A 13,302-nucleotide genomic window follows, 5' to 3' on the forward strand; every position below is an offset into this window, starting at 1 on the left:
ACAGCATAAGGAACGCGCGAAAAAATTCCGTCTAAGGGCTATTTCCGGGCCGCAAAATTTCAGCAAAGGCCGAATGTCGCAAATAAAATTGTCGATCTAAATTATAGATTTCATCATCATGATGCTCGTAACTGACGGGTCGACCAGCCGAAAACGGGCCCGACGCCGTTCAACAAGGGGATAGTCATGATTTCACGTCGACAAACGCTCGGGCTTTTCGGAGCCGCTGCGGCCACGGCAATCCTGCCGGCCGTCAAGCCGGCACGCGCTGCCGCCAGCGAATTCCGTATCGGCTGGCAGAAGAACGGCGTGCTGGCGCTCGCCAAACGGCGCGGCGCGCTCGAGAAGCGGCTTGCCGATCGTGGCATTACCGTCAGCTGGTCGGAATTCACCTCCGGCCCACCGCTTCTCGAAGCGCTGGGTGCCGGCGCTCTCGATTTCGGTGCGACCGGCGATGTGCCGCCGCTCTTTGCCCAGGCGGCCGGCGGGCAGCTCTATTATGTCGGTCTCTACAAGGGCAGCCCGGCAGCCTCGGCCATCCTCGTGCGCAAGGATTCGCCCATCAAGACGCTTGAAGATCTCAAGGGCAAAAAGGCTGCCTTCAAGCGCGGCTCCAGCGCGCATAACGTAACCGTCAAGGTTCTGCGCCAGGCGGGCTTGAAGCCCGAAGATGTCGAGCAGCTCGACCTTTCGCCGCCGGATGCCGCCGCCGCGTTCAAGAACGGCAGCATCGACGCCTGGTCGATCTGGGATCCCTATCTGGCGATTGCCGAAGCCGATCCGGAAACACGTATCCTGACGACCGCCGAAGGCATCGTCGACTCCTACAGTTTCTTCCTCGCCAATCGCGATTTCACCGATGCCAACGGGCAGGTGGTCGTCGATGTGATCGACGAGCTTGCCAAGGTCGGCACGTCGGCCCAGAGCAATCTCGACGAGACGGTGAAGGAGCTTTCCGAGATCACCGGCGTGCCGGTTGACGTGACGCGCGTGACCTTGACGCGAAAGGGCGCCGATCTCGGCAGCGTCTCGACCATCACCGATGCCGCCGCCGCCTATCAGCAGGCGCTCGCCGACGAGTTCCACGGGCTCGGCATCCTGCCGAAGAAGCTTACGACCGGCGATATCGTCTGGCGTCCCAAGGCAAGCTGATTTTCCGGCCGGGCCAAGATTTCCGCGAAGCGGCATGGAGAGGGCTTCCATGCCGCTGAACCGGAAAAATATTCTCCAAAACGGATTAGAATAGCAAATTGATATAGTCGATCTAATTGGTGGTCTATGTCACTATCCTTACGATCGAGCGGACAACCAAAGGCATCTGCCTGCTGCCATCCGATCGACAAGGATATTTCAGATGCTCGCGCATAGACAGACAGCCGGCCTTCTTGCCGCCTCCGCCGCCACTACGATCCTCCCAAGCATCTGTGCGGCGGCGGCGCTATGCAAGGCAGACAGAGAGCCATCTCGACCACGCGAGTTGATTTTCGAATTCCGCAGCTAAAGGACCGTCTTCCAATGACCACCATCTCCAATACTGGTACATCCGAGCCCATCAACTTCCTCTGGTTCATCCCGACATCGGGCGACGGCACCTATCTCGGCTCCTCCGATCTCAACCGCGCGCCCGAGATCGGCTATCTCACGCAGATCGCCCAGGCCGTCGACCGGCTCGGCTATTCCGGCGTGTTGCTGCCAACCGGGGTTGCCTGCGAAGAATCCTTCGTGACGGCGGCGGCCCTTGCCGCCAAGACCGAGAAGCTGCAGTTTCTGGTGGCGATCCGTCCCGGCACGGCATCGCCTGCCTATTACGCGCGTCTTGCGACGACGCTCGACCGCATCTCCAACGGCCGCCTGCTGCTCAACATCGTCGTCGGTGGTAGTCCGGCGGAGCTTGCCGGCGATGGCATCCATCTCGAGCATGACGAGCGCTACGCCCATGCAGAAGAGTTCTTCACCGTGTTCGAGGAACTGCTGGAAGAGGGAACGGCAAGCTTCGACGGCAAATACATCAAGGCGACCAATGCGCGCCTCGGCTTTCCCTCGGTGCAGAACCCGCGCCCGCCGCTCTATTTCGGCGGCTCGTCGGATGCCGGCATCGATTTCTCCGTCGGACGCGTCGACAAGTACCTGACCTGGGGCGAGCCGCCGGCACAGGTTGCCGAGAAGATCACCAAGGTGCGCAAGGCTGCCGGCGAACGCGGTCGCGAGGTGAGCTTCGGCATTCGTCTGCACTTCATCGTGCGCGAAACCGATGATGAAGCATGGGAGGCGGCCGAGCGGCTGATCCGTCATCTCGATGACGATACGATCCGCGAGGCGCAGGAGCGCTTCGTCCAGGAGTCCGACTCGGTTGGCCAGAAGCGCATGGCCGCCCTTCACGGCGGCCGGCGCGACAAGCTCGAAGTCTCGCCGAACCTCTGGGCCGGCGTCGGCTTGGTGCGTGCCGGTGCGGGCACGGCGCTGGTTGGCTCGCCGAAGACGGTGGCCGCGCGCCTTCGCGAATATCAGGAGATCGGCATCGATACGGTGATCGGCTCCGGCTATCCGCATCTCGAAGAGGCCTATCGCGTCGCCGAACTGCTTTTCCCCGAACTCGGCATCACCCGCGAGCAGCAGCGCCTGGGCTTCAACAACGAGTTCGGCCGCAAGCAGGTCTTCGCAGGCGGCAGCCATGGCGGCAATCTGAAAGTCGTTTCCGGCTCCTGAGCTCGAACAGAGCGCGACACCGTCGCAAGCCGTTCAAGGCTTGCGGCATCCTGCTTTCGATAAGCGCGAGGATAATGCATGTCGACTTTCGATACTCCATTCGTACGATCGGTCGCTTCTGAAAAGGCCGGGAAGGCGGGTCTGCGCCTGCCGTTGCCCGGTCTGGAGAAGCTGACGCCTTACTTAGTGCCGGTGGCGATCGTGGCGTTCTGGCAGCTTGCCTCCTCTGTCGGCTGGATCTCGTCGCGCATCATGCCGTCGCCGGCCGATGTCGGCCTCGCCTTCTGGTCGACGATGGTTTCCGGCCAGTTGCCGAATGACGTGCTGGTGAGCGCCGGCCGCGCCTTTGCCGGCCTTCTCGTCGGCGGCTCGATCGGCTTCCTGCTCGGCATCGCCAATGGCGTATCGCGCATCTCCGAACAGCTGACCGATACGACGCTGCAGATGCTGCGCACCATTCCGCATCTGGCGATGATCCCGCTTGTCATCCTGTGGTTCGGGATCGGCGAGGAATCGAAGCTGTTTCTCACCTCGCTCGGCGTGCTCTTCCCGGTTTATCTCAACACCTATCACGGGGTGCGCAATGTCGATCGCGATCTGATCGAGATGGGCAAGGTCTATGGCATGGGCAACTGGACGCTTTTTCGCAAGGTGATCTTTCCAGGTGCGCTGCCGTCGATCTTCGTCGGCCTCAGATATGCGCTCGGCATCATGTGGCTGACGCTGATCGTATCGGAATCAATCGCGGCATCGTCTGGCATCGGCCACATGGCCAACAATGCCCGCGAATTCATGATGACTGACGTCGTCGTGCTCGCCCTCGTCATCTATGCGGTGCTCGGCAAGCTTGCCGATGTCATCGCCCGGGTGCTGGAGAGGCGGCTGCTCGCCTGGAACCCGGTCTATCAGAAATAGGAGAGACGCCATGACATCGATCGCACATGAGCGTTTTCACGCCATCGTCGAAGAGCCAGCTTATGCGCGCGAAAACGCGCCGGCAGTGGGCCGCAGTGCGCCCGCGGCGATCAGCCTGACGGGGCTTGAAAAGAGTTTTGGGGGCAACCGCGTGCTGCGCGGCATCAACCTGCATATTCCGGCCGGCCAGTTCGTTGCCGTGATCGGCAAGAGCGGCTGCGGCAAGAGCACGCTGCTGCGCATCCTGATGGGCCTCGACGAACCGAGCGCCGGCGAGCTGCATTTCGAGGATGCCGACGGCGCGCAGGCGAGCCCGAACGCGCGCATCGTCTTTCAGGAGCCGCGGCTGCTGCCCTGGCTCAGTGTCGCAGACAATGTCGTCGTCGGGCTCGGCGACGGCGTTGACAGCCGGGCGGCGGCGAAGGCGGCCGAGGCCGTGCTTGCCGAAGTCCAGCTTGGCGAAAAGACCGGGGAATGGCCGGCGCGGCTTTCCGGCGGGCAGCGGCAGCGCGTGGCGCTGGCGCGGGCGCTGGTCAGCCGGCCCGGCGTGCTGGCGCTCGACGAACCGCTCGGCGCACTCGATGCGCTGACGCGGATCAGCATGCAGGAACTCATCAACCGTGTCTGGCGCGAACTCGGCTTCACCGCCGTGCTCGTCACCCATGATGTCAGCGAGGCGGTGCATCTCGCCGATCGGGTCATCGTGCTCGATGAGGGGCGGATCGCACTCGATCTTCCCATTCCCTATCCGCGTCCGCGCCGGCACGGCCAACCTGGCCTCGCCGAGCTGGAAGGCCGGCTGCTTGCCGCGATTCTCGGCACCGACGGCGGCCATTGATCCCAAGGCTATTCGCGACGCTACATGACCTCGCATAGGCGAGGCGTGTCCGCGCGAGCATGCATGCCCAATGGCGAAAATGTATAGCCGCTTGGGTATGTAAAATTTACTCGCCTGTGGCAAGTGCGCGCTGCCACACGCACTAGATGCAGCAATAACTATTTCTCGAGTTGTTTTACGTCCAGCTTGACTCACTCATACCTCCGTGGCTATACGTCAATCCATAGCCAACGAGGTATGGATTGCAGATGTCGGACACTCAGGACGTGCTCTTCAGAACGCTCGCCGATCCCACCCGGAGGTCTCTTTTCGAACGGCTGTGCCGGGAAGGAGAGAAGACGGTCGGGGCTCTGACGGCTCGGGCCGGGGTCTCGCAACCGGTCGTCTCGAAACATCTCGGAATCCTGAAGCAGGCCGGATTGGTGCGCGACCGCCATGAAGGTCGCCAGACCCACTATAGCGCCCAGCTCGGTGCGCTGGCGCCGCTTGTCGACTGGACAAGCGACATGGCGGGCTTTTGGCAAAATCGGTTCGACCAGCTGGAAGATCTATTGAAAAGGATGGACCAATGACCGAAATTTCAAAAGAAACCCGTTCCGTCGTCGTCGAAAGAGAGATCCCTTTTCCGCCGGAAAAGATCTGGCGCGCGCTCACCCAGCCGCATCTGATCGCGGACTGGCTGATGAAGAACGACTTCGTGCCGGTCGTGGATCACCGCTTTAAGCTGAGCGCGGATTGGGGCTCCGTCGATTGCCAGGTCCTGGAAGTCGAGCCGAATAAAACCCTGTCTTACACCTGGGCTGCCTATGATCTCGTGAGCGTCGTCACCTGGACTCTCACGCCCACGGGCGCGGGCACGCAGCTGCGCATGGAGCAGTCGGGCTTCCGGCCGGATCAGCGGCAGGCTTACGGGGGCGCCAAAAGCGGTTGGCGGCAGTTCTTCGCCAAGCTGGAGCAGGTGCTGGCGCGCATCGAGTGAGACCGCTGTCAAAACGGATTACGCCATCCGCTTCGCTTGTTTTCGCAGGAGGTTTCCTTGAATTGGAATAACTGGCTTCGGCAAATCCACCGCTGGCTGTCCATTGCCTTTACGCTGGCCGTCATAATTAATATCATCGCGATGGTTCAGGAGAAATCGTCGGTCTGGGTGGGCCTCATGGCGCTGCTGCCGCTGACCTTGCTCCTGCTCACCGGTCTCTACTTGTTCGCGCTGCCATATGCCACCAGGTGGCGCGGCGCAGGACGCAGCGGAGGGTAGGAGTGAAGGCAATGTCCGGCAAGACATCCAAGACCGCAGCAAAGCTCACGAAGAAGACAGCCGCTAAGCCTGAACCCGCGGAGCCGGTCCTTCTCTCGGGTGGCAACCCCCAGATCGCCAAGGGTTACGGCGACGCTCCCGTGCAGGCCTACATCGCCGCCATGCCCGGCTGGAAGAGCGACGCCGGGCGCCGTCTCGACGCGCTCATCACGCGTACGGTGCCCGGGGTGTATAAGGCCGTGAAATGGAACTCGCCCCTCTACGGCATCGAAGGACAGGGCTGGTTCCTCGGTGTCCATTGCTTCGCGAAATATATCAAGGTCGCTTTCTTCCGCGGCACGTCGCTCAGCCCCCTCCCGCCCGGCGAGTCCAAACAAAAGGAAGTGCGTTACTTCCACATCCATGAAGAAGACCAACTCGACGAGGCTCAGCTCGCCGCCTGGGTGGAACAGGCCAGCCAATTGCCCGGCGAACGAATGTGAACGGACGCGAGGATTGAAAGAGTTAGAGCGTCCTTTGTGCGTCCAAAAGGACGCACGGCGCTCTAGGCCATCAGCACTTAAGGGATGGAGGGGAGATATCGATGAAGAAAGCCACGGCAACCATGAAAAAGAGCGGTTCCAGCCAAGAGAAGGACGGAGACTCTCCTTCTCGTTTGATCGATGCGAGAATCGAGGAGTTGAGCGACTGGCGCGGCAAGACGCTCGCTCGGGTCCGAACTCTCATCAGGCAGGCCGAGCCCGACGTGGTCGAGGAATGGAAGTGGAGAGGCGTTCCGGTGTGGGAGCGCGCCGGGATCATCTGCACTGGCGAGACCTACAAAAGCGTGGTGAAACTGACCTTCGCCAAAGGCGCCTCGCTGGAGGACCCTTCAGGCCTTTTCAACTCCAGCCTTGACGGCAATACCAGGCGCGCCATCGATTTCCATGAGGGCGATGAGATCGACGAGCAGGCGTTGACGGCGCTCATTCGCGGTGCTGTCGCACTCAACACTTCAAAGCGGGCCGCCGCTCGTCCTGCCGACTCGCGGAAGAAACCAAGCAGCGTTTGAGGCTTGGCCTATTTCGCCTGAAACGCGTCGCGTCAGACTTGGTTCATGCGAGGCGATTCAGTTTTGCGCCACATGCGATCAGTGGATCGCGCTTTCCTCGCGCTCGAGGAAGAGTTCCAGATTGTCGAGGCCGATCTCGGTGCCCTGGAGGCGGGCGCCGTTATCGGCGTAGCCGTCGAGGAAGACCACCTGTTCGGTGAAGACCATTTTGGTGCCGCCGGGTGCAGCTTCGAAGGTGACGGTGGTCAACGAGGCGGAGATGCGGCTTTCACCGAGCTTCATCTCATAGGCATAAATGATGCGGGTATCGGGCACGATATCGATGTAATGGGCGTCGTAGGCGTGCAGAAGGCCGTCAGTATCGGCGACGTGGTTCCTTTCCGTGCCGCCGGAGCGGAAATCGAGCCGGTAGTCCAGCGGCACCCAGTCACCGTGGCAGGCAAACCATTGGCGTTTGGCCTCCGGCACCGACCAGGCGCGGAAGACGCGGGCGACTGGCGCCTTCAGGTGACGCTCGATGACGAGAGTGGCGTGTTCGGCGGATCGTGTCGTCATTCGGGAAGGGTCTCCGTTTCATTGGCGAGAAAGTGGTCCAGCCGGTCGAAGGTGGTCGTCCATTGGATCCTCCGCTGTTCCACCCAGCGCTCGACGGCGGCAAGCGCGTCCTGCTGCAAGCGGTAGGTTCGCACCCGGCCGGATTTTTCGGAGAAAACGAGGCCGCTTTCCTCCAGTACCTGCAGATGTTTCATCACTGTCGGCAGGGCAACCGCGAGCGGCGCGGCCAGCTCGGTGACGGAGGCCGGGCCGCGGCCAAGGCGATCGATCATGCCGCGGCGGCTGCGATCGGAAAGCGCATGGAACATACGGTCGAGATTCGCCTGGCTTTCGATCATCCCGCCGCATCCCGGAAGCGGGCCGGCAGCCTCTCTTTGTAGGGGTAGAACTTGAAGTAGGGGCGGGCCTCTTCCAACGCCCTTGCAAAGGACGGGCGCGCCAGCAGCCGATTGTAATATGCGCGAAGGTTCGGCTGTTCCGGAGTGAAGGGGATCAGCGTCTCGGCATAGAAAAGCGCGGGGGCGGCGGCGCAATCGGCCATGGTGAAGCCGTCACCTGATATCCATTGCTTATCGGCGAGCTGCTTTTCGATCATCGCATAGGCAGTCGCGAGCGTCGCCTTCGCGGCGACCACCTCGACCTCGTCCGCCGTGCCCTCGGGGCGTCGGCGATTGCTGACGATGGTCTGCATCGGCGCCTGGACATAGTGGTCGAAAAAGCGGTCCCAGAGGCGAACCTGCAGCGCCCGGTCGATCTCCGGCGGCAGCAGGCGAACGGGGCCGGGATAATATTGCTCGAGATATTCGATGATGATCGATGTCTCGGGAATGGTGCTGTCACGCGCCTCGTCCCGCAGCAGCGGCATCTTGCCGATCGGCCAGAAGCGAAAGAGATCGGCGCGCGAGCTTTCGTCGGAAAGATCGACGATGCGATTCTCGAAGGGAGTGCCGTTTTCATAAAGCGCGATCAGCACTTTGTGGCAGAAGGAGGCGAGCGGATGCCCATAAAGCACGAGCGACATGCGGCGACCTTTCCTATCGTTGCGGTAAACTTTACCGATCGACTAACTATCAGGCCGTGACGCATCACGCAACAGATACTTCGCCAATCGCGCAAGTATTCCGTCAGGCGATCTATCAGGTGTCGGCGTCAGCCATTATACCGGGCAATCACCAGATGGCCTGGTGTCGGCTGGCCGTCTTCCATGCGCACGTTGATATCCGATATCTCGACGAGTTCGAAACCCGTGGCCGTCAGGCGTTCTCTCACATAGGCGTCGGCATGAGCGAAGCGTTGGTGCGGGCCGACCATGTAGGCGCGGCCGGCGAGTATTTCCTCGGGCAGGGTTTCCGAGGAGAAAATGAACAGGCCGCCCGGCGTCAGGTTCTCGGCGGCGCCGAAGAACAGCGGTTCGAGCGCGCCGAGATAGGGCAGCACGTCGGCGGCGGCGATGATGTCGAAGGCTTCCTCGTCGTTGTCGTCGAGGAAATCCTCGACCTCGGCGACGAAGAGCGTCTCGTAGAGATCCTTCTCATGGGCGATCTCGACCATCTTCTCCGATATGTCGATGCCGGTCATATCAGCGCAGAGGTCGCGCAGCGCGCCGCCGGTCAGGCCCGTGCCGCAGCCGAGGTCGAGCAGCCGCTTGAATGGTCCGAGCTTCAACGCCTGCAGGCGTTGGCGCACCAGCATCGGCACGTGATAGCCGAGCTGCTCGACGAGCACGTCCTCGAAAACCTCGGCATGCTGGTCGAACAAGGTCTGGACATAGGCGTCGGGCGCCTTGACCGGCGTTTCGCCGCGGCCCATCGCGGCAATGCGCACGGCCGCACCGCCGTGATCGTCGGGGTCGATCGCCAGGACTTCCTCATAGGCTGCAACGGCGGCATCGACATCGCCGGCTTTTTCCAGCGCCAGCGCGCGGTTATAGGCCTCGCCAAGAGCTTCTTCGTCGATCTTCTTTGCCATCGCAGTCCATCGTCCTTTTGTTTCAGGCATGCGTCTAAGGCGGCTTTCGATGTTTTGCAATGGCGCGATTGCGGGCGCAGAATGGCCGAAAAGAAGACCAAGGGAGGAACGGTCATGAAAACGGAGCCAGAGAGGACATCATCGGCGAGGGAAGGAGAGGCCGGCCGGGCATTCCTGCTACCTACGACACCAAACGAGGTCACCAACACGCTCAGCCATTATTACCGCGGTGAACTCGGGCGGATGACGAGCTGGCGCGACCGCATCGACCGGACGTCCAACTGGGCAATCACCGTGGTCGCCGCACTCCTCTCGGTGTCGCTGTCGACGCCGACCTCGCATCACGGGGTGCTGTTGTTCGGGATGATGCTGGTGACGCTGCTTTTGATGATCGAGGCGCGGCGCTACCGCTTCTTCGATATCTATCGCGCCCGCATTCGCCAGATCGAGCGCTGCTATTTCGCGCAAATCCTGGCGCCCGACGCCAATTCCGGCAACGAATGGGCGGTGGTGGTCGCCAGCAGCCTGCGCAAGCCGCGCTTCCTGCTCAGCTATCAAGAGGCGATGCACCGCCGGCTCAAACGCAATTACGGCTGGATGTATTTCATCCTGTTGCTCGCCTGGTGCCTGAAGATCTCGACGCCGAAGCTGCAGGCGGAGGGCATGCCGGCGCTGCAGGCGCAGTCATGGGCCTATGTCATCGACAATGCAGTGCTCGGGCCGGTTCCCGGCCTTGCGGTCATTGCCGTCGTCGTCGCCTTCTATTTCGGCATGCTCGGTTTCGCGCTTCGCCCGGATCGCGACGAAGGCGAATTCGGCCATGGCGAGGCGCATGTCTGACGCGGTCAGAACATATCGCCCGAGCCGTTCACACTTTTCGGCATCATGCTCCAGAGCCGATCAGTGCAGGATGAACTCGCCTTTCAGTGCCCGCCACTCGGTTGCCGAGATCAGCTTGCGGTGGATGTAGCGTACCGAATGCAGTGGCCCGTCCAGCTTCTCTTCCCAGAATTTCAGGAAGCCGCGCATTTCGGGAAAGTCGGGGGCGAGGTCGTAATCCTGCCAGACATAGGTCTGTAGGATCACCGGGTGGTCCGGCAGACGGTAGAGGATCTGGGCGGTCGTCAGACCATAGCCCTTCAATTGTTTTTCCATGTCCTTGTGCATCGTATTCCGCTTCTTCTTGTTCCCACTCGCGCGCTTATTAGCGCTATATGATATGGAAACATGCGAGTGGTTAACGGAAGCTTTGCAGATACTTCGTAAAAGGACAATTTATTTTTAATATCAATGGTTTGGCAGCATCGTCCCGAGAGTGCTGCCAAACTGGCCTTTGTTTGATGAATGCCGTTAATCCCAAAGCCGCGACACAGTTTTGGGCGTCACGCATCAGCGCTTGAGGTGCCGGGTCAGGCGGCGCTCGAACCAGGCCCAGAGATGGCGCAAGGCCTCAACGATGGTGAGGTAGAAGATCGCCGCCCAGAGATAGGTCTGGTAGTCGAATGTGCGGGAGAAGGCGTAGCGGGTTTCGCCCATCAGGTCGAGCACGGTGATGATGGCAACGACCGCCGAACCCTTGATCAGAAGGATGATCTCGTTGCCGTAAGGGCGAAGTGCGACGATGAAGGCCTGCGGCATGATGATCTTGCGGAAGGCGATGCTGTTATGGATGCCAAGTGCGGCGGCCGCCTCGCGCTGGCCGTGCGGCACGCTTTCGATCGCGCCGCGCAGGATTTCCGCCTGGTAGGCCGCGGTATTGATGGTCATGGCAAAAAGGCCGCAATACCAAGCTTCGCGGAAGAACCACCAGATGCCGACGGCCTCAAGCTGCGGCCGGAATACGCCGAGGCCGTAATAGACCAGGAACAGCTGGGCAAGCAGGGGCGTGCCGCGGAAGAAATAGATGTAGCCGTAGGCCAGCGCATTCAGCACGCGATTGTTTGACATGCGCGCCATGGCAAGCGGCAACGACAGGATGGCGCCGCAGATAACGGAAATGAAAACGAGGCTCAGCGTTATCCAGAGACCATGGAGGTAACGCGGCCCGTAGCGAATGAATTTTTCCGGATCCCAGCCATTGATGACGGAAATGACAAGAAGGGCCGCGAGCACAGCCCAGATGGCGACGAGAATATAGCCGGCCATGCGCGCCGGCGTCATCGGCTTTATCACCTCGCGGGGTGCTGGCTGCGGCGGGATCAGCGTTTCGGCGTAGCTCATCGACGGACCTCCGAACGCTTTGCCCAACGCTCGACATAGACGAGCAGAAAGGAGGAGAGGATGGCAAGCACCAGATAGAGACAGCAGGCCACACCATAAAAGAAGAAGGGTTCCTTGGTCACGCGAACGGCAACACTTGTCTGGCGCAGGATATCGGCAAGGCTGATGATCGAGACGTAGGAGGTGTCCTTCAGGAGCACCATCCAGAGGTTCGTCAGGCCCGGCAGCGCGATGCGCACGAGTTGCGGCAGGATGATCAGGCGCAGCGTGCGGCCGCGATGCAGCCCAAGCGCGTCGCCCGCCTCATATTGTCCTTTGGGAATGGCGTGGAACGCTGAGAGCAGCACTTCCGAACAGTAGGCGGAGAAGACGACCGAAAGCGCGATGACGCCGGCGAGGAAGGCGTTGATCTCGATCGGCGGCCCGTCATAACCGACGAAGGTCAGCAGAGACTGGATCAGCATCTGCATGCCGTAATAGATGATGAAGAGCGTCAAAAGCTCCGGCAGGCCGCGGAAGATCGTCGTGTAGATGCCGGCAGCCAGCCGCAGCGGCTTTTCCTCCGACTGCTGGCCAAGCGCCACCAGAAAGCCGATGGCGAGGCCGATCGGCAGGGTAACGATCGCCACCGAAACGGTGACCTGCAGGCCAAGCGCAATCTCGTCGCCCCAGCCGGTATCGCCACAGGCAAGGATCGTTGACTGACCTAACCAAGTGAAGATGCCAACGGGCCCGCACAGCGGATCGAAAATGTGCACAATCCAGCTCCAGAAGGAGCCCAGCGCGGAAAATAATCCGCCCATGCGAGAATTCCCCTCACGGCTTTTGCCGTTTTAATCTTGCTATCTTTGTCAAACAAAAATGGCGGAAGAGCAAGCCTTCCGCCATTACCTTCATCGGCGAGATAACGAATTTCTTATTCGCCGTAAACGTCGAAGTCGAAGTACTTGTCCTGGATCTTCTTGTATTCACCGCTGGCGCGGATCGCAGCGATCGCCGTGTTCAGCTTTTCCTTCAACGGGTCGCCCTTGCGGATGGCAATGCCTGCGCCGTTGCCATTGATTTCCTTGTCGACCGGCAGGGTCGTCAGGATCTTGCAGCAGGCGCCGGCGTCGGACTTGACCCATTCGGAGAGAACGACGACGTCGTCGATGACGGCGTCGACACGGCCGCTGGCAACGTCGAGCTTGTATTCGTCAGCGGTCGGATAGAGCTTCAGCTCGGTGTCGGCGAGATGCTTCTCGGCATAGTTGGCGTGCGTCGTGGAGGTCTGCGCGCCGATCACCTTGCCCTTGAGGCCGGCGACGTCTGATATCGTCGAATCCTTCGGCACGGCAATGGCTGGCGGGGTGTTGTAGTACTTGTTCGAGAAATCGACGAGCTTCAGACGCTCCGGCGTGATCGACATGGAGGAGACGATCATGTCGAACTTCTTGGCGTTGAGCGCCGGGATGATGCCGTCCCAGTCTGTGCTGACGAAGGAGCATTCGGCCTTCATTTCAGCGCAGAGCGCCTTGGTGATGTCGATATCGAAGCCCTGGATCGTGCCGCTGGCATCGACGAATTCGAAGGGCGGATAGGTCGAATCGGTGCCGATCACATATTTCTCGCCGTCGGCCATGGCCGAGCCGGCAAAGAGGGACATCGCCGCGATTGAGGCTGCCGCGAAAATACGGGTAGAGTTAAGCATGAGGATCCTCTCTGTTGGTAGCCGTCGCTCCTTTTTCTGTTGGGCTGACGGCCGCAGTTCAACGGTGCTGAGACCGCCTTGCGGCGATAATCAGACTTTTT

The 13,302-nt window shown here is 60.8% G+C and carries 18 protein-coding genes; 10 read left to right on the forward strand and 8 right to left on the reverse strand.

Translation table 11 applies throughout. The features are described from left to right. Positions 1 to 186: 186 nt before the first annotated feature. The 9 genes from OLZ32_RS01355 (at position 187) to OLZ32_RS01395 (ending at position 6,768) form a co-directional block, all read left to right on the forward strand. Positions 187 to 1,152, forward strand: a complete 966-nt coding sequence (locus OLZ32_RS01355; protein WP_264395355.1) for an aliphatic sulfonate ABC transporter substrate-binding protein — start codon at positions 187 to 189, stop codon at positions 1,150 to 1,152. 363 nt (positions 1,153 to 1,515) lie between these two features. Then, positions 1,516 to 2,706, forward strand: coding sequence for an FMNH2-dependent alkanesulfonate monooxygenase (gene ssuD, locus OLZ32_RS01360; protein ID WP_017988561.1), 1,191 nt, complete (start codon positions 1,516 to 1,518; stop codon positions 2,704 to 2,706). Between the two features lie 78 nt (positions 2,707 to 2,784). Beyond that, on the forward strand, positions 2,785 to 3,621 hold the full coding sequence (gene ssuC / locus OLZ32_RS01365; protein WP_017988560.1) for an aliphatic sulfonate ABC transporter permease SsuC: 837 nt from the start codon (positions 2,785 to 2,787) through the stop codon (positions 3,619 to 3,621). 10 nt (positions 3,622 to 3,631) lie between these two features. Continuing rightward, positions 3,632 to 4,459, forward strand: a complete 828-nt coding sequence (locus tag OLZ32_RS01370; RefSeq protein WP_264395356.1) for an ATP-binding cassette domain-containing protein — start codon at positions 3,632 to 3,634, stop codon at positions 4,457 to 4,459. A gap of 248 nt (positions 4,460 to 4,707) precedes the next feature. Next, positions 4,708 to 5,031 carry an ArsR/SmtB family transcription factor gene (locus OLZ32_RS01375; RefSeq protein ID WP_264419516.1) on the forward strand — a complete coding sequence of 108 codons (324 nt, stop codon included), beginning with the start codon at positions 4,708 to 4,710 and terminating at the stop codon, positions 5,029 to 5,031. Next, complete coding sequence (locus OLZ32_RS01380) at positions 5,028 to 5,438, forward strand: SRPBCC family protein (RefSeq protein WP_264395357.1); 411 nt, start codon at positions 5,028 to 5,030, stop codon at positions 5,436 to 5,438. Before OLZ32_RS01375 ends, OLZ32_RS01380 begins: the two co-directional genes overlap by 4 nt. Before the next feature lie 57 nt (positions 5,439 to 5,495). Further along, positions 5,496 to 5,717, forward strand: a complete 222-nt coding sequence (locus tag OLZ32_RS01385) for a hypothetical protein (RefSeq protein WP_003560044.1) — start codon at positions 5,496 to 5,498, stop codon at positions 5,715 to 5,717. An 11-nt stretch (positions 5,718 to 5,728) separates the two neighbouring features. After that, a complete protein-coding gene (locus OLZ32_RS01390; RefSeq protein ID WP_264395358.1) occupies positions 5,729 to 6,199 on the forward strand; it encodes a DUF1801 domain-containing protein in 471 nt (156 codons plus the stop codon). A 101-nt stretch (positions 6,200 to 6,300) separates the two neighbouring features. Beyond that, positions 6,301 to 6,768: a DUF1801 domain-containing protein gene (locus OLZ32_RS01395; RefSeq protein ID WP_017988555.1), complete on the forward strand. Its 468-nt coding sequence runs from the start codon at positions 6,301 to 6,303 to the stop codon at positions 6,766 to 6,768. 78 nt (positions 6,769 to 6,846) lie between these two features. Here OLZ32_RS01395 and OLZ32_RS01400 read toward each other — a convergent pair whose 3' ends face one another. The 4 genes from OLZ32_RS01400 to OLZ32_RS01415 form a co-directional block, all read right to left on the reverse strand. Continuing rightward, positions 6,847 to 7,323: an SRPBCC family protein gene (locus OLZ32_RS01400; protein ID WP_264395359.1), complete on the reverse strand. Its 477-nt coding sequence runs from the start codon at positions 7,321 to 7,323 to the stop codon at positions 6,847 to 6,849. Beyond that, positions 7,320 to 7,661 carry an ArsR/SmtB family transcription factor gene (locus OLZ32_RS01405; RefSeq protein WP_017988553.1) on the reverse strand — a complete coding sequence of 114 codons (342 nt, stop codon included), beginning with the start codon at positions 7,659 to 7,661 and terminating at the stop codon, positions 7,320 to 7,322. Before OLZ32_RS01405 ends, OLZ32_RS01400 begins: the two co-directional genes overlap by 4 nt. Further along, positions 7,658 to 8,344 carry a glutathione S-transferase family protein gene (locus OLZ32_RS01410; protein WP_003540351.1) on the reverse strand — a complete coding sequence of 229 codons (687 nt, stop codon included), beginning with the start codon at positions 8,342 to 8,344 and terminating at the stop codon, positions 7,658 to 7,660. The genes OLZ32_RS01405 and OLZ32_RS01410 overlap by 4 nt, the downstream gene beginning before the upstream one ends. Positions 8,345 to 8,472: 128 nt before the next feature. Further along, positions 8,473 to 9,291: a class I SAM-dependent DNA methyltransferase gene (locus tag OLZ32_RS01415; RefSeq protein WP_264395360.1), complete on the reverse strand. Its 819-nt coding sequence runs from the start codon at positions 9,289 to 9,291 to the stop codon at positions 8,473 to 8,475. A gap of 114 nt (positions 9,292 to 9,405) precedes the next feature. On the opposite strand from OLZ32_RS01415, the gene OLZ32_RS01420 reads away from it, so the two are divergent. Further along, positions 9,406 to 10,131, forward strand: a complete 726-nt coding sequence (locus tag OLZ32_RS01420) for a DUF2270 domain-containing protein (RefSeq protein ID WP_264395361.1) — start codon at positions 9,406 to 9,408, stop codon at positions 10,129 to 10,131. Between the two features lie 60 nt (positions 10,132 to 10,191). Here OLZ32_RS01420 and OLZ32_RS01425 read toward each other — a convergent pair whose 3' ends face one another. From OLZ32_RS01425 to OLZ32_RS01440, 4 genes are all read right to left on the reverse strand, one after another. Next, on the reverse strand, positions 10,192 to 10,458 hold the full coding sequence (locus OLZ32_RS01425) for an usg protein (protein WP_003540344.1): 267 nt from the start codon (positions 10,456 to 10,458) through the stop codon (positions 10,192 to 10,194). Positions 10,459 to 10,680: 222 nt separating this feature from the next. After that, positions 10,681 to 11,511, reverse strand: coding sequence for an ABC transporter permease (locus OLZ32_RS01430; RefSeq protein ID WP_003540342.1), 831 nt, complete (start codon positions 11,509 to 11,511; stop codon positions 10,681 to 10,683). Further along, a complete protein-coding gene (locus OLZ32_RS01435; RefSeq protein WP_003540341.1) occupies positions 11,508 to 12,314 on the reverse strand; it encodes an ABC transporter permease in 807 nt (268 codons plus the stop codon). The genes OLZ32_RS01430 and OLZ32_RS01435 overlap by 4 nt, the downstream gene beginning before the upstream one ends. Before the next feature lie 113 nt (positions 12,315 to 12,427). Beyond that, positions 12,428 to 13,201 (reverse strand): transporter substrate-binding domain-containing protein, encoded by a 774-nt coding sequence (locus OLZ32_RS01440; RefSeq protein WP_011652285.1) that lies wholly within the window; start codon positions 13,199 to 13,201, stop codon positions 12,428 to 12,430. Positions 13,202 to 13,302 lie beyond the last annotated feature (101 nt).

The organism is Rhizobium acaciae, from assembly GCF_025941625.1.
Lineage (GTDB): Bacteria > Pseudomonadota > Alphaproteobacteria > Rhizobiales > Rhizobiaceae > Rhizobium > Rhizobium acaciae.